This window comes from Providencia sp. PROV208 (genome assembly GCF_028479465.1).
Taxonomy (GTDB): Bacteria; Pseudomonadota; Gammaproteobacteria; order Enterobacterales; family Enterobacteriaceae; genus Providencia; species Providencia alcalifaciens.
On sequence record NZ_JAMPNS010000011.1, the window covers coordinates 155,559 to 176,149 of the forward strand.

19 protein-coding genes are annotated in these 20,591 nt (G+C 44.7%); 13 read left to right on the forward strand and 6 right to left on the reverse strand.

What is annotated here, in order from left to right; all coding sequences use genetic code 11:
• Positions 1–8 precede the first annotated feature (8 nt).
• Positions 9–221: a ribosome-associated protein YbcJ gene (gene ybcJ, locus PR766_RS09870; RefSeq protein WP_006661098.1), complete on the forward strand. Its 213-nt coding sequence runs from the start codon at positions 9–11 to the stop codon at positions 219–221.
• Between the two features lie 62 nt (positions 222–283).
• On the opposite strand, the gene PR766_RS09875 is transcribed toward ybcJ, so the two are convergent.
• Both PR766_RS09875 and cysS read right to left on the reverse strand, forming a co-directional pair.
• Complete coding sequence (locus tag PR766_RS09875) at positions 284–1,375, reverse strand: protein-tyrosine phosphatase family protein (protein WP_230086793.1); 1,092 nt, start codon at positions 1,373–1,375, stop codon at positions 284–286.
• A 412-nt stretch (positions 1,376–1,787) separates the two neighbouring features.
• A complete protein-coding gene (cysS, locus tag PR766_RS09880; protein ID WP_154636220.1) occupies positions 1,788–3,176 on the reverse strand; it encodes a cysteine--tRNA ligase in 1,389 nt (462 codons plus the stop codon).
• Positions 3,177–3,474: 298 nt separating this feature from the next.
• On the opposite strand from cysS, the gene ppiB reads away from it, so the two are divergent.
• The 5 genes from ppiB (at position 3,475) to PR766_RS09905 (ending at position 7,847) form a co-directional block, all read left to right on the forward strand.
• Entirely contained in the window at positions 3,475–3,969 is a 495-nt protein-coding gene (gene ppiB, locus PR766_RS09885; RefSeq protein WP_006659258.1) for a peptidylprolyl isomerase B, read from the forward strand.
• A gap of 11 nt (positions 3,970–3,980) precedes the next feature.
• Positions 3,981–4,703 (forward strand): UDP-2,3-diacylglucosamine diphosphatase, encoded by a 723-nt coding sequence (lpxH, locus tag PR766_RS09890; protein ID WP_036961661.1) that lies wholly within the window; start codon positions 3,981–3,983, stop codon positions 4,701–4,703.
• A 169-nt stretch (positions 4,704–4,872) separates the two neighbouring features.
• Positions 4,873–5,388, forward strand: a complete 516-nt coding sequence (gene purE, locus PR766_RS09895; protein ID WP_006661096.1) for a 5-(carboxyamino)imidazole ribonucleotide mutase — start codon at positions 4,873–4,875, stop codon at positions 5,386–5,388.
• Positions 5,388–6,473: a 5-(carboxyamino)imidazole ribonucleotide synthase gene (gene purK / locus PR766_RS09900; RefSeq protein ID WP_036961657.1), complete on the forward strand. Its 1,086-nt coding sequence runs from the start codon at positions 5,388–5,390 to the stop codon at positions 6,471–6,473. The genes purE and purK overlap by 1 nt, the downstream gene beginning before the upstream one ends.
• A gap of 120 nt (positions 6,474–6,593) precedes the next feature.
• The gene (locus tag PR766_RS09905; RefSeq protein ID WP_036968113.1) at positions 6,594–7,847 is read left to right on the forward strand and encodes an MFS transporter; all 1,254 of its coding nucleotides are present in this window, start codon (positions 6,594–6,596) and stop codon (positions 7,845–7,847) included.
• Between the two features lie 108 nt (positions 7,848–7,955).
• Here the strand turns inward: PR766_RS09905 and PR766_RS09910 are convergent, their stop codons facing one another.
• From PR766_RS09910 to ybbA, 3 genes are all read right to left on the reverse strand, one after another.
• Positions 7,956–9,338 (reverse strand): esterase-like activity of phytase family protein, encoded by a 1,383-nt coding sequence (locus PR766_RS09910; protein WP_154636219.1) that lies wholly within the window; start codon positions 9,336–9,338, stop codon positions 7,956–7,958.
• Between the two features lie 142 nt (positions 9,339–9,480).
• Positions 9,481–11,928 (reverse strand): putative ABC transporter permease subunit YbbP, encoded by a 2,448-nt coding sequence (gene ybbP / locus PR766_RS09915; RefSeq protein WP_006659264.1) that lies wholly within the window; start codon positions 11,926–11,928, stop codon positions 9,481–9,483.
• The gene (ybbA, locus tag PR766_RS09920; protein WP_006659265.1) at positions 11,925–12,611 is read right to left on the reverse strand and encodes a putative ABC transporter ATP-binding protein YbbA; all 687 of its coding nucleotides are present in this window, start codon (positions 12,609–12,611) and stop codon (positions 11,925–11,927) included. The genes ybbP and ybbA overlap by 4 nt, the downstream gene beginning before the upstream one ends.
• On the opposite strand from ybbA, the gene tesA reads away from it, so the two are divergent.
• From tesA to PR766_RS09945, 5 genes are all read left to right on the forward strand, one after another.
• Entirely contained in the window at positions 12,579–13,214 is a 636-nt protein-coding gene (gene tesA, locus PR766_RS09925) for a multifunctional acyl-CoA thioesterase I/protease I/lysophospholipase L1 (protein WP_036968103.1), read from the forward strand. The genes ybbA and tesA overlap by 33 nt on opposite strands.
• 131 nt (positions 13,215–13,345) lie before the next feature.
• Positions 13,346–14,131: an SDR family oxidoreductase gene (locus PR766_RS09930; RefSeq protein WP_006661092.1), complete on the forward strand. Its 786-nt coding sequence runs from the start codon at positions 13,346–13,348 to the stop codon at positions 14,129–14,131.
• Positions 14,132–14,194: 63 nt separating this feature from the next.
• A complete protein-coding gene (locus PR766_RS09935) occupies positions 14,195–15,052 on the forward strand; it encodes a co-chaperone YbbN (protein ID WP_006659268.1) in 858 nt (285 codons plus the stop codon).
• A 13-nt stretch (positions 15,053–15,065) separates the two neighbouring features.
• Entirely contained in the window at positions 15,066–16,016 is a 951-nt protein-coding gene (locus PR766_RS09940) for an SPFH domain-containing protein (RefSeq protein ID WP_154636218.1), read from the forward strand.
• Entirely contained in the window at positions 16,013–16,492 is a 480-nt protein-coding gene (locus PR766_RS09945) for an NfeD family protein (RefSeq protein WP_036975243.1), read from the forward strand. The genes PR766_RS09940 and PR766_RS09945 overlap by 4 nt, the downstream gene beginning before the upstream one ends.
• On the opposite strand, the gene cueR is transcribed toward PR766_RS09945, so the two are convergent.
• The gene (cueR, locus tag PR766_RS09950) at positions 16,446–16,856 is read right to left on the reverse strand and encodes a Cu(I)-responsive transcriptional regulator (protein ID WP_006659271.1); all 411 of its coding nucleotides are present in this window, start codon (positions 16,854–16,856) and stop codon (positions 16,446–16,448) included. The two genes, PR766_RS09945 and cueR, sit on opposite strands and share 47 nt — an antisense overlap.
• Positions 16,857–16,973: 117 nt before the next feature.
• On the opposite strand from cueR, the gene copA reads away from it, so the two are divergent.
• Complete coding sequence (gene copA, locus PR766_RS09955) at positions 16,974–19,712, forward strand: copper-exporting P-type ATPase CopA (RefSeq protein ID WP_036961642.1); 2,739 nt, start codon at positions 16,974–16,976, stop codon at positions 19,710–19,712.
• 153 nt (positions 19,713–19,865) lie between these two features.
• Positions 19,866–20,438: an HdeD family acid-resistance protein gene (locus tag PR766_RS09960; RefSeq protein WP_006659273.1), complete on the forward strand. Its 573-nt coding sequence runs from the start codon at positions 19,866–19,868 to the stop codon at positions 20,436–20,438.
• Positions 20,439–20,591: the final 153 nt, after the last annotated feature.

Sequence of the window (20,591 nt, forward strand, 5' to 3'; positions counted from 1 at the left end):
GAGTCACAATGGATATTTTTCATCTTGATGGTCATCCCCACATTGAGCTATGCGACCTATTAAAAATTGAAGGTTGGGCTGAAAGTGGCGCAATGGCAAAAGCAATGATTGCTGATGGCTTAGTGCAAGTTGATGGCGTTGTTGAAACGCGTAAACGCTGCAAAATTGTCGCAGGAAAAATTGTTTCCATGGGAAGCGAACAAATCACAATTCAAGAGTAGTTTCCACTACATCCTTGATAAAGGTAAGCTGAGCCCCACTCAGCTTACCTTTTGTTACTCAATCAATAAGCCCACTTACCGATTGTTTTTGTTGGGGATAATGGCACATTTGTGAATTCTTGTAATTGCCGATATTGCGCTTCATTCTGGACCATATTCGGGTTTCCTGTTTCCCGTAACGCTAATACGATATTTTCCATCGATAGTTTATTTCCTGCCTTTCTCCACTGCATGCATGCCGCTAATACCCCTGTTCGGCCAATGCCCGCTTTACAATGAATAACGGGAAGCGGTTTATTTTCTCCATCTATTGCTACTCCTTGATTTTTATAGAGTTCAAATAAGCAACCTTTATTGATGATTCTAATGAGCTGGTTTAATTTAACTAACTCCTCCGTTGTCACCGTTCCCCCATCATCCCAATTAGTCACATGGAGCACAGGGATTGAATGCTTTTTATAGCCATTAAAAATATCCATTTTATATTGGCACAACTCTAATGATTTTTTTTCTGCATTGATTTGTTTAGGTACTACTTTATAGTCTTTTTTTTCTCGCCTAGTGGTAACTTCAATGGCGCCATATTTTTGATTACTCATAAAGTAAGGTGGCAGCTTATCTTTTTGAAAAACAGAACCGTGGATCTCTTTCTTTGATGCTAAAACAACTAATATCGGAGTCTTGTTTGCCATAAGCATAGATAAATGGTTTTCAATGGCTTGAGCATTATCTTGGGGGTACTGGCAGCGGATGGCTAAATTTTCACTCCCCACTTGTAGCCGATTAGCAAAAAGGCTCACAATAGATTTATCAGCGCTCCGTATTGATATTTGCGTGTGTTTCGCACTCCCAATATTCGGATACCGTTGTCCTCTATCTTGAGTGTCATATTCAATGTTTTTTTCATTTATCGATAACTGTGTTTTTTCTTTCAATTTATCAAATTCAGACTGTTTGGGAACAAGAGATATATTCAGTTTTAATTTAGGGCGCTTATTCAATGAGACTTTAGGATTTACCACAACCGAGCTAGTTTGTGGCGTATTTTTGACTGCATTAAGCTCAGTCAAAACTGGGTGATTGACTGCTACGGAAGTCGATGGAGTCGCAACTGCTTGTATCATTGCAGGGCGAGTTGACGTTATCGGGAACATAATTATCCTTACTATGTCATTAAAAGAATACAACTCGATTCATTGAACAGTATTCATTCCTTCTCCTTACCTCGCTTGCACATTTAGCGGTTGAATTCATGAAAAAAACCCACCAAAAACAGATCATTTTTAGTGGGTTTTATTCTTATTTGTTAGCCTGATTAACCTGAATTCTCTAAATTATTCGAATTGTAGCAAGGCGACAATCCCTAGGAGCATACATAAGTATGCGACCCGAGTAGCCGGATGACAACAACACCACCACAGCGCGAAATATAACAAAGAACAATATTCTAAATAGTTCGTGTTGTGGCTAGGCGGCTAACAAGGATATCTCGGGGAGCATACATAAGTATGTGACCCGAGTAGCCGAGTGACGCCAACAACGCCACAACGCGAAATATGACGAATATTACTTGCGACGCCACGTAGTGCCAGCTGATGAATCTTCCAACACAATCCCCATCGCCGTCAGCGCATCACGTGCCTGATCCGCCAGCGCCCAATCTTTGCTTTGACGCGCGTCGTTACGCTGTTTAATCAGTGCTTCGATTTTTGCCACTTCGGCATCGTCTTCGCTTTGTGCCCCACCTTGTAAGAAAGTTTCTGGGTCTTGTTCTAACAGCCCCAACACTTTCGCCAGCTCACGTAATTGCGCTGCCATACCGTTTGCGGCGTCCATATTTTCTGTTTTCAAGCGGTTCAATTCACGCGCCATATCAAACAGAGCTGAATAGGCTTCAGGTGTATTGAAATCATCATTCATCGCTTCGCAGAAACGACTTTTGTATATTTCACCACCAGCAGGTGTCGCTAATTTATCTGTACCGCGCAATGCGGTATATAGGCGCTCTAATGCCGTGCGAGCTTGCTTTAAGTTCTCTTCGGTATAGTTCAGCTGGCTACGATAATGACCAGAAAGTAAGAAATAACGTACGGTTTCCGCATCGTAATATTCCAATACATCACGGATAGTAAAGAAATTATTGAGAGATTTAGACATTTTCTCTCTATCAACCATGACCATGCCGGAGTGCATCCAATAGTTCACATACGGACCATCGTGAGCGCAGGTAGACTGAGCAATTTCATTTTCATGGTGTGGGAACATTAAATCGGAACCGCCACCGTGAATATCAAAATGGTTACCCAGCGTTTTGCTGTTCATGGCCGAACATTCAATATGCCAGCCAGGGCGACCTAAGCCCCAAGGAGACTCCCAGCTTGGCTCGCCTTCTTTTGACATTTTCCATAACACGAAGTCCATTGGATTACGTTTTACATCAGCCACTTCAACACGGGCACCCGCTTGAAGCTGGTCTAAATCTTGGCGAGATAATAAGCCGTAATTTGGATCAGTTTTGACCTCAAACATTACATCGCCATTATCTGCAACATAAGCATGACCGCGCTCAATCAAGCTTTCAGTTAGCTCAATGATTTCATGAATATGGCGAGTAGCACGCGGTTCGCTGTCTGGACGTAGGATATTTAATGCATCAAAATCTTTATGCATTTCCGCTAACATGCGCGTCGTTAACTCTTCCACGCTTTCATTATTTTCAGCGGCACGTTTAATGATTTTGTCATCAATATCCGTCACGTTGCGCACATAATTCAGGTCATAGCCTAAATAGCGTAAATAGCGGCTAATTGCATCGAAAGCCACAAAGGTACGACCGTGACCAATATGACACAAATCGTAAATGGTGATGCCACACACGTACATCCCAATCTTTCCAGCATGGATGGGTTTAAATTCTTCTTTTTGACGACTCAGTGTATTGAAAATCTGTAGCATCTTTTTATTTCCATTTTATTAGTACGTGTATATCTATCATACATCAGATTATCGCGATGTTGAGGATAAAATATCCAGATTCAACCTACGAAAATAGCACGGTATTGAATCGCGATCACCCGAAGAAAGCAAGGTTAACACTTGACTTTATCGCCTTATTTATAGGTCACTGTTATGGATTAACCTATTTTGCAAATACACTGTTGCTTCAAGTCAGGTTTTATCTGTGATATAAACTTGCTGATCTTAACGCTTTCGCAAGTTAGCGCACAAAAAACAATTATTCAGGATAGCTATTATGGTTACATTTCATACCAATCACGGTGACATCGTTATCAAAACTTTCGCAGACAAAGCACCAGTAACTGTTGAAAACTTTCTAACTTACTGCCGCGAAGGTTTCTACAATAATACCATTTTCCACCGTGTTATTAACGGCTTCATGATCCAAGGTGGTGGTTTTGAGCCTGGCATGAACCAAAAAGACACTAAAGCGCCTATCAAAAACGAAGCTAATAACGGACTGAAAAACAGCCGTGGCACATTAGCAATGGCTCGTACTAACGATCCACACTCAGCAACAGCACAATTCTTCATCAACGTTGCTGACAATGACTTCTTAAACTTCCGTTCAGAGCGCCCAGATGGTTGGGGTTACTGCGTATTTGCTGAAGTCGTTGAAGGTATGGACGTTGTTGACAAAATCAAAGGCGTTTCGACCGGTCGCAGTGGTTTCCACCAAGACGTACCTCGCGAAGACGTTGTGATTGAAAAAGTGACTGTCAGCGAGTAATCCCTGAATTTATGTCCACTTATATCATTGCAGATTTGCATTTAAGTGAAGATGAACCGGCGATCACCGCCGGTTTTCTGCATTTTATCGAACAGCAAGCCATCCATGCCGACAGCCTGTATATTCTAGGCGATTTCTTTAATTATTGGATTGGTGATGATGATGAAACACCCTTACACCAACAAGTAGCTCAAGCACTAAGGCAGCTAAGTGAACGTGGTATTCCTTGCTATTTCATTCACGGAAATCGCGATTTCTTAGTGGGTCAACGTTATGCTAAACAGTGCGGCATGACCATCCTCCCCCAAGAAACGCTGCTTGAACTTTATGGTCAACGTATTTTGATTATGCATGGAGATACGCTATGCACCGATGATGCGGCTTATCAAAATTACCGTAAAAAAGTTCATACCCCTTGGATCCAACGCCTTTTTCTCACTTTACCTTTATGTATTCGTCGCCGTATCGCACAAAAAATGCGCCGTAATAGCCAATATGCCAGTAGCATGAAATCCGAAGCGATTATGGATGTGAATTCCCTCGCCGTCATTGATGCATTAAACCGCCATCAAGCGCAATGGATGATCCACGGTCACACTCATCGCCCTGCAATTCATGAAATCAACCTAGAGGGTCATCTCCATTTTAGGGGGGTATTAGGTGCATGGCACAGCGAAGGTTCCGCTTTTGTAATTAATGAAAACGGTATTGAGCTTATTTTCTTTCCTTTTTAGTTTTCGTTCCTTGTTAAAGATGCGCGGGTGAATTCTTGCACTTGAGCCTAATCGTTTGCTTATTTTATAGTCACGCAAACGTTTTCCTTGATCGATTACCGTGATATGATCGGGACAATTCACATTTCCACCCTTAGGGTGACATTTTTCAATACAGGGATCACACCACATGACTGCCCAAGTTCCTGCTCAATCTGCGGCAAAAATCGCCATTGTTATGGGTTCTAAAAGTGATTGGACAACGATGCAACATGCTGCTGATGTACTGACAGAGCTGCAACTGCCTTTCCATGTTGAAATCGTTTCTGCACACCGCACGCCAGATAAACTGTTCTCCTTTGCTGAAAATGCCAAAGCAAACGGTTTTGATGTCATTATCGCAGGGGCTGGCGGTGCGGCCCATTTACCTGGCATGTTAGCTGCAAAAACACTGGTTCCTGTCCTTGGCGTGCCGGTACAAAGTGCCGCATTAAGTGGTGTTGATAGCCTGTATTCTATTGTGCAGATGCCAAAAGGTATTCCTGTTGGCACCCTTGCTATTGGTAAAGCCGGTGCCGCTAACGCCGCACTGCTAGCTGCACAAATTTTAGCCACTCATGATAGTGCGCTATTCAATCGCTTATCCGCATGGCGAGAAGCACAAACCAACGACGTATTAAATAACCCAGATCCGAGGGAAGCGTAATGAAACCGGTTTGTGTCCTTGGTAATGGTCAATTAGGCAGAATGCTGCGCCAAGCAGGGGAACCGCTGGGAATTTCAGTTTTCCCTGTAGGACTAGATGCGGAACCTGAAGCCGTTCCTTACCAACAAAGCGTGATCACCGCTGAAATTGAACGTTGGCCTGAAACACCTTTAACTAAGGAGCTAGCTCGCCATAATGCGTTTATTAACCGAGATATTTTTCCTCGTTTAGCGGACCGATTCCCACAAAAAAGCCTATTCGATACATTAAATTTATCGACGGCACCTTGGGCGCTATTAGAATCTCCAGACCAATGGACAGAATTATTTGCCACTCTGGGTGATTTTTTGATCGTAAAACGCAGAACGGGTGGCTACGACGGTCGTGGCCAATGGCGTGTTCGCCCTGGTGATGAGTTAAATCTTCCCGCAGAAATTTATGGGGAATGCATCGTCGAGCAAGGGATCCCATTTGATGCTGAAGTCTCCGTGATTGGTGCCCGCAGCCAATCCGGTCAATCGGTTTTCTATCCCATCACACATAACCTTCACCAAGAAGGTATTTTACGCACCAGCGTTGCGTTCCCAAATGCGAATCCTGTCCAGCAACAACAAGCACAAGCGATGCTCAGCTCCGTCATGGATGAGCTCGGCTATGTCGGTGTAATGGCTATGGAGTGTTTTGTGGTTGGCGATAAACTGCTGATCAACGAAATCGCCCCTCGTGTTCATAATAGTGGGCACTGGACTCAAAATGGGGCCTCAATCAGCCAATTCGAGCTCCATTTACGCGCGATTCTGAATCTTCCGATGCCGACGCCAGAAGTTTTCAGCCCTGCTGTGATGGTCAATTTAATTGGCACTGATGTTAACCAAGAATGGTTAAATCTGCCTTTAGTCCATTTACATTGGTATGAGAAAGAAGTGCGCCCTGTACGTAAAGTGGGTCACTTAAATCTGACTCATAGCGATGTCCATCAGCTCGAAAATACCCTCGATAATTTGATCCCAATGCTGCCAAATGAGTATAAAAGTGGCATTGAGTGGGCAAAAACAAAATTAGGCTGGTACTCTCGCCAAAAATAGGGAAAATAGCGCTATTCGTGCCTGAAAGTGATATTTCGGGCATTGTGCTATTTTTGCCCTACTTTTATAGTGATTACTTGTGAGTGATGACTAACTCACTAGGGCGCCACTGGAGTGCATATGCCAGAAACACAAGCCTCACCGTTTAGTCCGTTATACCAATGGTCGATTCTTATTCTCCTCGGACTGGTTTATTTCCTTGCTACTGCCACCACCTTCACCTCATTAGGCGTAGTATTACCGAGTATGATCGGCGAATTAAAGTGGAGTTGGACTGAGGCAGGCTTTGGTTTTACTTTACTCGGGTTAACCTGCGGTTTAGCGAGCTTTCTACCCTCATTGCTAATACGTAAAGTCGGTGTTCGTCTCACGCTGCTTTTAGGTATGCTGGTGTTCTGCTCTGGCTTTTACAATCTCTATTCAACGGAAACCATCAGCACCTATTTCTTAGGGACAGCGTTGATTGGTATCGGATTTACGTTACTCGCCACTGTTCCTGGAACCTATGTTCTCTCTCGCCTGTTTGAAAAACAGTCTCTCGCATTCGGTTTGTACTTCACGATTGGCGGGCTAGGTGGCGTAGCCGGTCCGTGGATCTATTTTTATGCCTCGAACCAATTAGGCTCTTGGCGTATGCATTGGGTACTCTGTGCCGTTTATCTTAGTATTGTCACACTCATCACTATCTTAGCGCTCAGAGAAGGCAAAAAAGAGCAAGAACACGCCAAAAACGTGATGCAAAAACAAGTTAGTAGCTCAAGTAAACCTATTTACCGTACAGCAGAAGTTTGGACCGTGCGCCGTGCCCTACGCACTTGGCAATTCTATTTAATCGCCGCAACGTATACTTCTTTTCTATGGTGCGGAATTACGGTAAACAGTTTTGCGGTCGCGCACATTGAAGAACGCGGATTTGGCATGACGGTCGCCGTTTCACTGCTTAGTACCATGGCATTTGTGAACGCTTTTTCTCGCTTTCTCGGTGGTGCCGCTGGGGAATGGTTAGAACCTAAACGCTTACTGATTGGTAGTTTGATTATCATGGTACTGGGCGTTATCGCACTGAGTATTTCCACGTCATGGTTCTGGCTGATTTTATTCGTGATTTGCGTTGGTGTTGGCTATGGAATGACCTTCTTAGCATCCAGCGTATTACTCTCCAATTATTTTGGTCGCGGTCCTTACTTAGAGTTATTCTCTGTCGTCAATTTAATCTCGACTATCGCTTGTTTAGCACCGTTTATTGCCGGCGCTATTAAAGATATTACCGGCAGTTTTACCCCCGCCTTCTTAATCATTGCAGCCCCTGTCATTGTGATTCTATTTTTCACTTTAATGATGAAGCCACCTGCTTTAGCAGTGCAAAAAGATTAATCTCTAAAAAGAAAAAAGCTCGGGGCAACCCGAGCAAATTATTGAACCAAGGGAAAAACAAGGATCCATGTACATATTCAACTTCTTACTGGCATGACCGACTACAAATTACTTTAATAATTCAGGTACTTTCAGCAGGATAAATTCATTGTCATCTGCTTGATTAGGCTCACGGCTAGAAGAGAATGGATAGTTATTGTCATTCCCGACAATAATGTGTTCGCCATCAACAATATCCACGTTTTCAATCGTAAAGAATGGGAAAGTAAACACGCCATTATTCAATGGTTTCTTGGCTAATTGATTAGAATCTTGGATGTTCATCAAATCAATATAAGCTTGCTTATCGACTGCGCCACCGACATTTTTATCTGAAAACTCAATGCGATAAACGCGTTTAAATTTCGCTAAATTGCTAAAGCAATTTTCTTTATTTGTTGCGTTTTCTGGGCACCCTTTATCTGCAGTGCCTTCACCATTATCACGCTCGATGATCAAGCCATGAGTATCATCAATCAGATTAAAATCACCGATAGCATTTTGGTTATCTTCAAAAACATATAACCAACTGCGCCCCGTCCAGTCTTGCTGTCTCACGTCAAATTCCAGAATACGCGCCGCTTTTTTGCCATTCACGTTTTCATAATCTTGCTTAGCTTCTTGCCACAAAGCCCCTTCCAACATGGGGTACAATTTAGTGCCATCTGGTGATGATGCCATCCCCTCAAAACCTTTTGAACGATTAACTTGGAACGTGACTTTCTCTGTCGGTTTACCCGGCGTTGTTAACGTGTAATGGTCCGGTGAAACCACTTTTTTGCCTTCAACTTGTGTTTCAAAAAGCGCTAAAACCTTGCCTTCTAGATCCATTTTAATCAGGTATGGTCCAAACTCATCCCCAACCCACAAAGCACCATTCGAAAATTGGAAACTTTCAGGATCAAAATCACTGCCCGTCAAATAGCGCTGCTGGCTGCTTTCATTAATAATATGAAATGGAATGATTTTATCCGGATCATGGAAAAAGACAGTTTTCAGCGGGTTTACTTTTCCACTTTTAAAATCAATATCATATTGGGTTAAATACAACATAGAATCCGGTGAATTCATTTTGTTACCAAAACCATTGTCCGTTAACACCCAATAAGTGCCATCTTCCATGCGCTTAATACCCGAGTGTCCTTGTAACGGCTGCCCGTTAATAGGAATAAATTTACCTGTTGGACGACCATCTGATTTGCCTTCCACTTTACCCAGCGTATCAACACACGTTCCAGTGGTGTATTTACCACTTTTTTGCATATCCGAAGGGGCATCTTTCGGTGTAGGAACTGTCGTATCGACGGATAAAACAGCATGCCCAGCGAGTGTAGCGGGTACTTGTTTTTGAACTAATGATTGTTGAGCAACCCCTACGGTGCTAAATGAGATTAAACCAAGAAATAAAGAAAGAGATGTCAGCGTGAGTTTTTTCCGATTAAGGCGAGCCATTGTTATTTTCCTATTTTTCATGCCATCAATAATTGATAGCTGAATAATAACCATGGCAAATGAAGGTTTTGTGAAGGATTAGAGACAGTTAGTTTAATGGGCATCCATCATGAGATGCCCATTAAACAACGGAGCCGTATTATCAACTATTAGACAAACGGCGATGTTGGCTACCAGTACCCAATAATCGCAGCCCTAACCAGCCACCGCATACAGATAATAAGAACCCTGCGCAAAGAGGTAGCAATACCCACAACCGCCATTCTGGTTGCCATGGAAAATCAAACACTTTAGTTTGCAATAACCATAGCGCGACTTCAGCACCAAATGCAGCGGCGAGCCCAGCCATTCCCCCCAGCAAAGCAAATTCGCTCCATAAAGTACGACGCATCAGTTTTTTGCTCGCCCCCAGAGTCCGGTATACCACTAACTCTCGCTCACGCTGGCTCATTCCCACTTGAATTTGCGCCAATAACAGCAATAAACCACAGAAAATGACCAGAACAACCATCACTTCCAACGCTTGGCTCACTTGCTGCAAAATCTGCTGAATTTGCGTGATAATCGCACCGGTATCTAACACATTAATCGTTGGATATTGATGACTCAGCTGAGTTAATAACTGCCCATCGCCATCATAATGGAAGCTACTCAGCCAGGTTTCCGGCATCGGTGATAACGTTTCTTCCGCAAAAATAAAATAGAAATTCGGGCGTAGACTTTCCCAATCAACTTTACGGATGCTGCTCACTTTGGCAGTAAAAATCTGCGAACCTGCATTGAAAGTTAGCTTATCACCGATTTTTAATCCTAACTCCTTAACCACCGTTTGCTCGATAGATACCTCACCTGCTTTAGGTGGCCAGCTCCCTTGTTCCAATTCATTGGCAGGTGGTAATGTTGACTGCCAGGTTAAACTTAACTCCCGTCTTACCGTATTATTATTAGGATCACGAGTATCTGCCCATTCAATCGCAGATTGGTCATTAATTTCAGACAAGCGAGCTAATACCACCGGATTAAATTCGGTCGGTGTTACTTGATACTGTTTTAATAACTGTGTCACCGGATCAAGCTGAGACTGAGTCATATTGATCAGGAAATAATTTGGACTATCCGCTGGAAGTTGCTGCTGCCAGCGATCCAATAGATCCCCACGAACCAAGATCAATAGCGCCAGCAACATAAACGATAATGAAAATGCGCTCATTTGCGTGATGGTTTGCAGTGGTTGACGCAGTAAACGACTCACGGACAAACGTAGACTTAGCTGACGAAATTGTATTTTCCTCAGTAGCCATAATCCCAGCCAGCCAATCAGTGCTAGCAATACCGCAACCACAACAATACCCAGCAAAATTGACCATAATAATGGATTTACTCCTGCAAACAGGAATAATCCTCCGACGACAATTAGTGTCACTACCGGCAGATAATAATATAGCGGCCAAATTGGTGATTTGGCATCTTCACGTAAGACGCGAGAAGGCTGAGTGCCCATCAATTGGTAGTAAGGTCGAATCCCGACAATGATCGCGATGATAAACAACGTTGCTATCGACCAGATCCATGGCCAGAAACTCGCGCTCGGCAAGGCTTTTGGTAACATTGCCGACAAAATTTGCATTAAGATCCCTTCAAACGCGAGTCCTAGCAAGGAACCGAGTAATGCCGCCGCGATCAATATCACTAACCATTGACCGATGATCCACTTACGCAGTGCATTGCGCCCTGCGCCCAGCGTTTTTAAAACCGCGATCAATTGATGGCGGCTTCGGCAATAATGGGTCATTGACACCACAACGGCGGCAATCGCCAGTAATAATGTTAACAACACCGATAACAGTAAAAATTGCTGAGCTCGCTTAAAGGTTTTCCCCACCGCACCACTATCATCATCCAAGGTATACCAGCGCTGATCGCTCCTGAGCTGAGTATCATATTTCTCTTTGAAAGTGTCTATCGCTTGACGTGAGCCTGCAAACATATCTCGATAAGTTAAGCGGCTACCGATTTGAATCGCCCCCGTTGATGGCGCATCCTCAATCGAAATCAGCACTCTTGGCGCAATTTGAAAAGGGTTAAAACCGCTATCCGGCTCCTGAACTAATGTGCCTGAAATGGTCAACGTCCCATCGCCAATATCAATCTGTTCACCGACCTTTAAATTGAGTAATTCCAATAAGCGCGGTGCAACTAAAATATGCCCTTTGGTGGGTTTCAGACCCGCAGGCTCGGTGACCAAGTCACCGTATAACGGATAACTCGAATCCGCTGCTTTTACTAACACCAACTGAGGTCGCCCTTCTTCATCCTCAGTCGAATACGCCATGGTTGAAAACGAAATTTGTTGGCTCAATGTGAGCCCAGCCTGTTGCGCCGCCGCTAACCATTCAGGGTCGCTTGGATGGGAGGAACGCAGTACCAAATCACCTGCCAGTAATTCTTGGCTTTGGTAACTCATACTGTTTTCTATACGATCACTGATCCGCCCTAATGCCAGTACGCAAGCCACCGCTAACGTGAGTGCCAACCAAACAATCAACAATGATGGCGTTTTCCATTCGCGCCAAAACCAGCGCCAAATCATGACTCTTCCCTCAACAGCCCATCAACTAACCGTAATCGTCGCTGGCAACGAGCGGCTAATTGATTGTCATGGGTGACTAAAATCAGTGTCGTCCCATGTTCTTTATTCATCGCAAATAATAAATCGGCAATCTTATCTCCCGTATGGCGGTCAAGATTTCCCGTCGGCTCATCAGCAAACAAAATTTGAGGTTGCCCATTAAATGCTCGCGCTAAAGCTACACGCTGCTGTTCTCCACCCGACAGCTGAGCAGGCATATGTTTTAAGCGATTTCCTAACCCCAAATCCGTGAGCAAACTGACCGCTTGTTGATGGCTTTTTGTTTCAGATTCGCCTCGTAGCAAAGAAGGGAGTTGCACATTTTCAAGTGCATTCAACGTTGGAATTAACATGAAAGATTGAAAAACAAAACCGACACTCTGTGCTCGTAGCCGTGCGCGCGCCTCTTCATCCATGGTGGTGAGATCTTGGTCCAGCAGTTTTACGGTTCCGCTAGTACCATCATCCAGCCCAGCAATAATGCCTAACAATGTGGATTTCCCTGATCCAGACTCGCCAATTAAAGCAATTGTCTGACCAGACTCGACAATTAGCTCGACTCCTTGCAATATAGTCAGTTCATGTTCACCTTGACCAACACGTTTAATGAGATGATGAACTTCAAGAATATTTTGCGCCGACATATATTGGTTTTTCTCCTATTAGTCACTGCAAGTGGTCAAACACTCGCAGCAACGAAACTATTAATTCTCGGTGATAGCCTTAGTGCGGGCTATCGAATACCTGCCGAGCAAGCGTGGGCAACATTGCTTGCCGAACGTTGGCAAAAACAGTCGCCACCGATTTTAGTGGTCAATGGCAGCATTAGTGGTAACACTGCCTCTCAGGGTTTAGAGCGTCTCCCCACTCTGCTGGCACAGCACAAACCCGATTGGGTGCTGATTGAGCTTGGGGCTAATGATGGCTTACAAGGGCTATCTGTTGAACAATTAGCCATTACATTACAACAGATTATTGACCAAATAGAGCAAAATGGTGCTAAACCGCTCTTAATGCAAATTCGAATCCCACCAAACTACGGTAAACGTTACACATCGAGCTTTGAAAAAGTGTACCCTTCCCTGGCTGAAAAAAACCAGCTTCCGCTGATCCCATTCTTTATGGAAAGTGTGATCACCAAACCGGAATGGATCCAGCCTGATGGCATTCACCCGACAGAACAAGCTCAACCTACTATTGCAGATTTTATGGAAAAACAACTAGCACCCTATTTGTTTGTAAAATGAATTTGTTTGTAAAACAAACGTTATCCGTTAAAGAACAGCGGAAATTCTATTAATTGAATTTCCGAATCGTTCTAAATAAATCATAATGAACCAATATGATAGCGAAAATTCAGCCCATAGTAGGTAAAGTTATGCAAAAAACGGTATTAGTGACAGGGGCGTCAAGTGGCATTGGTTTGTGCGCGGCACAGACATTAAAATTGCGCGGTTATCGCGTCATTGCCACCTGTAGAAAACAGGCTGATATTGAACGATTACAAGGCATTGGCTTCGAAACTGTATCCCTCGACTTAGACGATCCAACGAGCGTCGAAGCTGCCGCTGAGCAAATTTTAGCGCTCTGCAATGGAAAACTTTTCGGATTATTCAATAACGCAGGCTTCGGGGTATACGGTCCATTGCATACCGTAAGCCGCCAGCAACTGGAATCTCAATTCTCCAGTAATTTTTTCGGCGTTCACCAATTGACCTTTCTTCTGCTTCCCGCCATGCTGCCGCACCATGAGGGGCGTATTGTGCAAACTAGCTCTGTAATGGGCATTATTTCCACACCGGGTCGAGGAGCTTATGCCGCCAGCAAGTATGCATTAGAAGCTTGGTCAGATGCCTTGCGTTTAGAATTAAAGGGCTCGGGTATACATGTCAGCTTAATTGAACCAGGTCCAATCCACAGTGCATTTACCCAAAATGTAGCACAAACTCAACAAGATAAACCCGTTCAAAACCCAGGTATTGCAGCAAAATTCACGCTATATCCTGAAGATGTCGTCAAAAAACTGATTTTAGCCTTAGAGAGCCCACATCCCCGTGTACGCTACTCTGTCACATTATTAACCGTTTTTGTGCGTATACTAAAACGTATATTACCCGATAAACTGATGGATAAAGTTCTCGCGGGTCAGGGCAAGAAAGATTGAAAAAACAGAATTAAGCCCCCATTTCATTGACATGATTAATAACGAATTTTAAAGAGACTGTTTATGCTAGCTAACGCACAAATTATTGATATTAACGAAACCAACCTACATCAAACTATTGAACAATCCATGAGCATGCCAGTCATGTTCTATTTCTGGTCACCACGTAGCCCGCAAAGTCTAGAATTTACGGGAATGTTAGAGCGTATCGCCCAAGACTATGCGGGTCTGTTTATCCTCGCTAAAGTCAATTGTGATGAAGAACAAATGATCGCCAGCCAGTTTGGCTTAAAAGGCGTTCCGACGGTCTATATCTTACAAAATGGTCGCCCGGTTGATGGTTTCGAAGGTCCACAACCTGAAGATGTGGTCCTGCAAATGCTGTCTCGTGTATTACCTAGCCCTGAAGAGTTAAAAGCCGCGCAAGCCGCGGAATTAGTCGCGGAAGGTAAACTTCAAGACGCTCTACCGTTATTGAAAGAAGCTAATCAACTCGCCCCAAAAAATAGCGATATCACCCTGTTGTTAGCAGAAGTACAAATTGGTCTACATTTAATTGATGATGCTGAAGCTTTATTAGCGACGGTACCAATGCAAGATAAAGACAGCCGTTATCAAGGGTTGGTCGCTCAAATCGAATTAGCGAAAAAAGCGGCTGATACCCCAGAAATTCAGCAATTAATCCAAGAGTTCAATCAAGATCCAGAAAATACGACATTAGCCGTTCAACTGGCATTAAAACTTCACGAAGTTAATCGCAACGAAGAAGCGCTAGAGATGTTACTGACATTTTTACGTAAAGATTTAAACGCTGGTGAGGGCTCAGTAAGAAAAACCATGATGGATATCATGTCAGCAATGGGAACCGGTGATGCACTTGCGAGCAAGTTCCGCCGCCAAGTTTATTCATTACTTTACTAGTTAAGGATTACCTATGGATTTGTTCGCGTCTGGTGCTATACCGATTATTATCTTTGTCGCTATTGCCATTATTATTGTTACAACCTGCGTAAAAACAGTACCGCAAGGCTTCCAATGGACCGTTGAACGTTTTGGTCGCTATACCCGGATTTTACAGCCAGGTTTACATATCATTGTGCCATTTATGGACAAAATTGGTCGTCGTATCAATATGATGGAACAAGTCCTTGATATTCCATCCCAAGAAGTTATTTCCCGAGATAACGCCAACGTTACTATTGATGCCGTTTGCTTTATTCAGGTGGTTGACCCGGTGCGCGCTGCGTATGAGGTGAGCAACCTTGAATTATCCGTGCTCAACCTCACCATGACGAACATCCGTACCGTATTGGGTTCAATGGAGCTCGATGAAATGCTATCTCAGCGTGATTCGATTAACAGTCGTCTATTACATGTGGTCGATGAAGCTACGAACCCATGGGGGGTGAAAATCACCCGTATTGAAATCCGTGATGTGAGACCGCCAAAAGAGCTAATCAGCGCGATGAACGCGCAAATGAAAGCGGAACGAACCAAACGTGCGGATATTTTAGAAGCAGAAGGTATCCGCCAAGCCGCTATCTTAAAAGCTGAAGGTGAAAAACAGTCACAAATTCTACGTGCAGAAGGGGATCGTCAGTCTGCATTCTTACAAGCCGAAGCTCGTGAAAGAGCCGCAGAAGCAGAAGCCAAAGCGACTCAAATGGTTTCTGACGCCATTGCAGCCGGTAATATGCAAGCCATTAACTACTTCGTTGCGCAAAAATACACGGATGCCTTGACAAGCATTGGTTCAGCGGAAAACAGCAAAGTGATCATGATGCCATTAGAAGCCAGCAACTTAATGGGCGCGATTGGCGGGATCACCGAGCTCATCGGCGAAAGTAAAAAAGTCGGTGCAACCCAAAAGCAGGCTAAAGAATGATAGAACTTATCAGCACACATCCCACATGGTTTTGGCTATGTTTAGGCGGGTTACTGCTGATTGGTGAGCTCCTTGGCACAGGCGGCTATCTACTCTGGTCAGGTATTGCCGCTGTGACGGTTGGGATACTCACTTTCCTATTGCCATTTCTCGGTTGGGAGTGGCAAGGTATCTTGTTTGCAGTGTTCACGGTCATTTCTGCCATTTTATGGCGAAAATGGCTTAGCCACCGCAAAGCCAGCAGCGCCGATGATGTCAACCAAATCAGCCACCAGCTAATTGGCGTTAAAGCGCGCTTACTCACTGATACTGAAGAGGGATTCAGCCGTGTTCGCTTAGCTGATGGTAGCTGGCGAGTTTACAGCGAAACCCCCTTAAAAGCAGAAGCCGAAGTGGAAGTGACCGCGGTGGATGGAATCACCTTAAAAGTTAAGCCTTACTATGGTGACAACAGCCACGCGCCAGATGGTCAATAATTGGGCAGTCTGCTCCATCATCTCCGGGGCAGACATCTACTAATTCTTGTAACGTATCGCGGATGGCGGACAGTTTTAAAATCGTCTGTTGAATTTCATCAATCTTCGCGATTGTCGCACTTTTCACATCTGCGCTGTGACGGCTTGGGTTACGAAATAGTCCCAGCAATTCGCCACATTCTTCCAGCGTAAATCCCACATCTTTCGCTTGTTTCAGCAGCATCAGTTCATCAAGATGTCTATCTTGATAATATCGGTAACTATTGTCACCACGTTCCGGTGGGGTGATCAGCCCTTTGTCTTCATAAAAGCGAATTGCTTTAGCTGTCAGACCGGTTTTTTTGGCAATTTCACTAATATTCATAATTCCCCTTGACCTTACCCTTGAGGGAAGGTTTAACCTTAACTACATAGCGGATTATAGACTGATTTTGTGTACAAATTATAGCCCCGCATTATGAAAGGGCTCGGAGAATCAAAAATGAAAATAATATTATCCTTGCAAGGTCTGAGCTGCATGCACTGTGTCGGTTCCGTGACAAAAGCGCTGCAAGCGCGCTCTGATGTTGAGTCAGTCAACGTCACCATCGACTACGCCGTTATTGAAAGTAGCGCAAGCCCTGAGTCACTGATTAAAACGATTGAGGATGCGGGCTATGAAGCCGCTGAAGCGACCACAGCAAATGTTGAGCTCGCACTATCAGGTTTAAACTGCATGAAATGTGCAGGAAAAACGCAGCAAGCACTAGAGGCAGTTGAAGGCGTTGCCGCGGCTGTCGTCGATACTCAACAAGCCAAGGTTTATGGCACAGCCTCAGCCGCAGATTTAATTGCAGCGGTAGACGCTGCTGGGTTCAAGGCTGAACTTGCTCAATCAGGTATTAGCTCCCCAAAAACTGAGCCGCTGAAAACATCAATTGAACAGCCGGAAACGGGTTCAGCGGCAGTTTGCGATATTCCGGCACAAGAATCTGATGTAGGCGAGCAGCCGGAGATTGCAGTTACCGATGACAGTATCCAATTATTACTGGATGGCATGACCTGCGCGAGTTGCGTCAGTAAAGTACAAAAAGCTCTCAATAGCGTGCCTGGCGTTGAAAATGCTCGAGTAAACTTAGCTGAGCGCAGTGCGTTGGTCACGGGAACAGCAAAACCTGATGACCTCGTTGAAGCTGTCGTGAAAGCAGGTTATGGCGCTGAAATCATCCAAGATGAAGCCAAACGCCGTGAACGCCAACAAGAAGTTGCTCAAGCCAATATGCGCCGCTTCCGTTGGCAGTCCGCCCTTGCGCTCGCGCTCGGTATCCCCGTGATGATTTGGGGCATGCTGGGCGACAATATGATGTTAAGCGCAGATAACCATAATATCTGGCTAACCATTGGGGTGTTAACGCTACTGGTCATGATTTTTGCGGGTGGGCATTTTTATCGTAGCGCATGGCAAAGTCTCAAAAATGGCAGCGCCACCATGGATACGTTGGTCGCGTTAGGAACTGGTGCAGCTTGGCTTTACTCTATCGTCGTCAATATTTGGCCTGAGCTCTTCCCTGAACAAGCTCGTCACCTTTATTACGAAGCCAGCGCCATGATCATCGGTTTGATTAACCTCGGTCATGCCCTAGAGCAGCGCGCACGCCAACGCTCATCTAAAGCACTGGAACGCTTATTAGATTTGACGCCGCCGACCGCCCGTGTTGTCACTGATCAAGGGGAAGTCGATATGCCCCTTGCAGAAGTAAAACAAGGTATGATTTTACGCTTAACCACAGGCGACCGTGTCCCCGTCGATGGCGAAATCATTGAAGGTGAAGTGTGGCTGGATGAAGCAATGCTCACCGGTGAGCCGATCCCTCAGCAAAAAAGCCGCGGGGATGCCGTGCATGCTGGAACAGTCGTGCAAGATGGAACCGTGTTATTCCGTGCCGCGGCTGTCGGCAGCCAAACCACCTTAGCGCGTATTATCCATCTTGTTCGCCAAGCGCAAAGCAGTAAGCCACAAATAGGCCAATTAGCGGATCGAATTTCTGCCATATTTGTGCCAGTAGTGGTTGCTATTGCCGTTATTTCAGGGGCGATTTGGTATTTTGTGGGGCCTGCGCCGCAAATTACCTATGCGCTGGTCATTACCACCACGGTACTGATTATCGCCTGTCCGTGTGCGCTTGGTCTTGCCACTCCGATGTCGATTATTTCAGGGGTGGGTCGCGCTGCCGAGTTTGGGGTATTAGTCCGTGACGCAGATGCTTTACAACAAGCTAGCGAACTAGACACCATCGTTTTTGATAAGACGGGCACGCTGACCGAAGGCATGCCACAAGTCACCGATATTCACGTATTCAACGACTTTGACGAGTCACAAGCGTTGCAATTTGCCGCTTCTCTTGAAAGTGGCTCTAATCACCCATTGGCTCGTGCAATTGTTAATCGTGCCAAAGGCTTGGACATGATTGCCAATCAACAATTTAGAACCATAGCGGGATTAGGTGTAACCGCGGTTGTTGACGGTAAAACGGTGTTATTAGGTAATCAAAAACTGTTAGCTGAAAATCAGGTTGATACCCGTGAAATCGATGAAACACTCCACCAGCAAGCCTCCCTTGGGGTTACACCGGTATTACTGGCTGTTGATGGTAAAATTGCAGCGCTGTTGTCTATCCGTGATCCGTTACGTGAAGACAGTGTTAGCGCCCTTGCTCGTCTGCATAAACAAGGCTTCCGCTTAGTAATGTTAACTGGGGACAACCCTGTTACCGCCAAGGCTATCGCGAAAGAGGCGGGTATTGATGAAGTTATTGCAGGCGTGATGCCAGATGGTAAATCCGCAGCAATTGAAGCGTTACAATCCAAAGGGCATAAAGTGGCGATGGTCGGTGACGGCATTAATGATGCTCCTGCCTTGGCTCGCGCTGACGTCGGTATCGCGATGGGGGGTGGCAGTGATATTGCCATTGAAACTGCCTCTATTACGTTAATGCGCCAAAGCCTACATGGTGTCGCGGATGCGGTGTCCATCTCTAAGGGGACTCTGCGTAATATGAAACAAAACTTGTTTGGTGCCTTCGTGTATAACTCGTTAGGCATTCCGATTGCCGCAGGGATTTTATACCCTCTTACCGGAACATTACTGAATCCCGTTGTAGCAGGAGCCGCCATGGCGCTCTCGTCTATCACTGTCGTCAGCAATGCCAACCGTTTATTACGCTTTAAACCTGAGAAATAGCCAAACTAAGCCACCGTGATATCATCACGGTGGCTTTCCCTTCTATTTGACTTAACGCAACAAATCGCCCAAATACCTCAGTCACTTAACCATTCCTGTTCTATAATTAAGTGATTTTCATTATTTTCATTATTTTCACTGTTTGAGGGTTCCATGTTAAATATTAATCGCGAAAAACTCACCAACTTAGCCAGTGGTGATATGAAAAAGCAACGTAATATTCTGGCGGTTCTTGCCGTCTTATTGTTGCTAGGGGGTATCGCCTGTTTAGCTAATCCGGTTGCCTCTGGTATTGTCGTCAGTGCCATCGTGGGCGTGTTATTAATCTTAAGTGGCGTTGGTGCTATTGTGAGTATCCTAAGCACCACTATCTACACTGGCTGGTCCCGTCTTTTTGGATTTGTCATCGGGATTATTTACTGCATCGTCGGTTATGCGTTTATCAAAGAGCCTTTGCAAGGCTTGATCGCCATGGCGATGGTGATTGCCGCCTTATTTATTATCGGTGGGGTCATCCGTTTGTATGCAGGTATCCAGCAAATTAAATCTGCGGCTGGCTGGATGCAGATTATTATTGGGATACTGGACTTGTTTATTGCTTACTTATTAATTGGCAATGGTCCGATTACCTCAATTGCACTATTAACTGCATTAATCGGTATCGAATTAATTTTCAGTGCGTTTGGCTTATTCTCTCTATTAAGTTTATTAAAACGTAAAGATTAAACCCTGTAATTAACCTACTCGTAATGAAAAATAGCGCCTTCTCAATAGGCGCTATTTTTTAGATTCAAATCTATTATACGGTGATACTTCACGGCGATGATATTGTGCGGTGTGATTCGCAAATTCCCCCAAGATTGTTTACTCTGTTTCTTT

What these genes read in the sequence shown, in the direction of transcription:
- tesA (WP_036968103.1), top strand. Translation starts at nt 12,579, where the DNA reads ATGATGAACTTCAAGAATATTTTGCGCCGACATATATTGGTTTTTCTC.
- cueR (WP_006659271.1), bottom strand. Translation starts at nt 16,856, where the DNA reads ATGAATATTAGTGAAATTGCCAAAAAAACCGGTCTGACAGCTAAAGCA.
- ybcJ (WP_006661098.1), top strand. Translation starts at nt 9, where the DNA reads ATGGATATTTTTCATCTTGATGGTCATCCCCACATTGAGCTATGCGAC.
- PR766_RS09930 (WP_006661092.1), top strand. Translation starts at nt 13,346, where the DNA reads ATGCAAAAAACGGTATTAGTGACAGGGGCGTCAAGTGGCATTGGTTTG.
- ybbP (WP_006659264.1), bottom strand. Translation starts at nt 11,928, where the DNA reads ATGATTTGGCGCTGGTTTTGGCGCGAATGGAAAACGCCATCATTGTTG.
- copA (WP_036961642.1), top strand. Translation starts at nt 16,974, where the DNA reads ATGAAAATAATATTATCCTTGCAAGGTCTGAGCTGCATGCACTGTGTC.
- ybbA (WP_006659265.1), bottom strand. Translation starts at nt 12,611, where the DNA reads ATGTCGGCGCAAAATATTCTTGAAGTTCATCATCTCATTAAACGTGTT.
- PR766_RS09905 (WP_036968113.1), top strand. Translation starts at nt 6,594, where the DNA reads ATGCCAGAAACACAAGCCTCACCGTTTAGTCCGTTATACCAATGGTCG.
- purK (WP_036961657.1), top strand. Translation starts at nt 5,388, where the DNA reads ATGAAACCGGTTTGTGTCCTTGGTAATGGTCAATTAGGCAGAATGCTG.
- PR766_RS09945 (WP_036975243.1), top strand. Translation starts at nt 16,013, where the DNA reads ATGATAGAACTTATCAGCACACATCCCACATGGTTTTGGCTATGTTTA.
- PR766_RS09940 (WP_154636218.1), top strand. Translation starts at nt 15,066, where the DNA reads ATGGATTTGTTCGCGTCTGGTGCTATACCGATTATTATCTTTGTCGCT.
- purE (WP_006661096.1), top strand. Translation starts at nt 4,873, where the DNA reads ATGACTGCCCAAGTTCCTGCTCAATCTGCGGCAAAAATCGCCATTGTT.
- ppiB (WP_006659258.1), top strand. Translation starts at nt 3,475, where the DNA reads ATGGTTACATTTCATACCAATCACGGTGACATCGTTATCAAAACTTTC.
- PR766_RS09875 (WP_230086793.1), bottom strand. Translation starts at nt 1,375, where the DNA reads ATGTTCCCGATAACGTCAACTCGCCCTGCAATGATACAAGCAGTTGCG.
- lpxH (WP_036961661.1), top strand. Translation starts at nt 3,981, where the DNA reads ATGTCCACTTATATCATTGCAGATTTGCATTTAAGTGAAGATGAACCG.
- PR766_RS09910 (WP_154636219.1), bottom strand. Translation starts at nt 9,338, where the DNA reads ATGGCTCGCCTTAATCGGAAAAAACTCACGCTGACATCTCTTTCTTTA.
- PR766_RS09935 (WP_006659268.1), top strand. Translation starts at nt 14,195, where the DNA reads ATGCTAGCTAACGCACAAATTATTGATATTAACGAAACCAACCTACAT.
- cysS (WP_154636220.1), bottom strand. Translation starts at nt 3,176, where the DNA reads ATGCTACAGATTTTCAATACACTGAGTCGTCAAAAAGAAGAATTTAAA.
- PR766_RS09960 (WP_006659273.1), top strand. Translation starts at nt 19,866, where the DNA reads ATGTTAAATATTAATCGCGAAAAACTCACCAACTTAGCCAGTGGTGAT.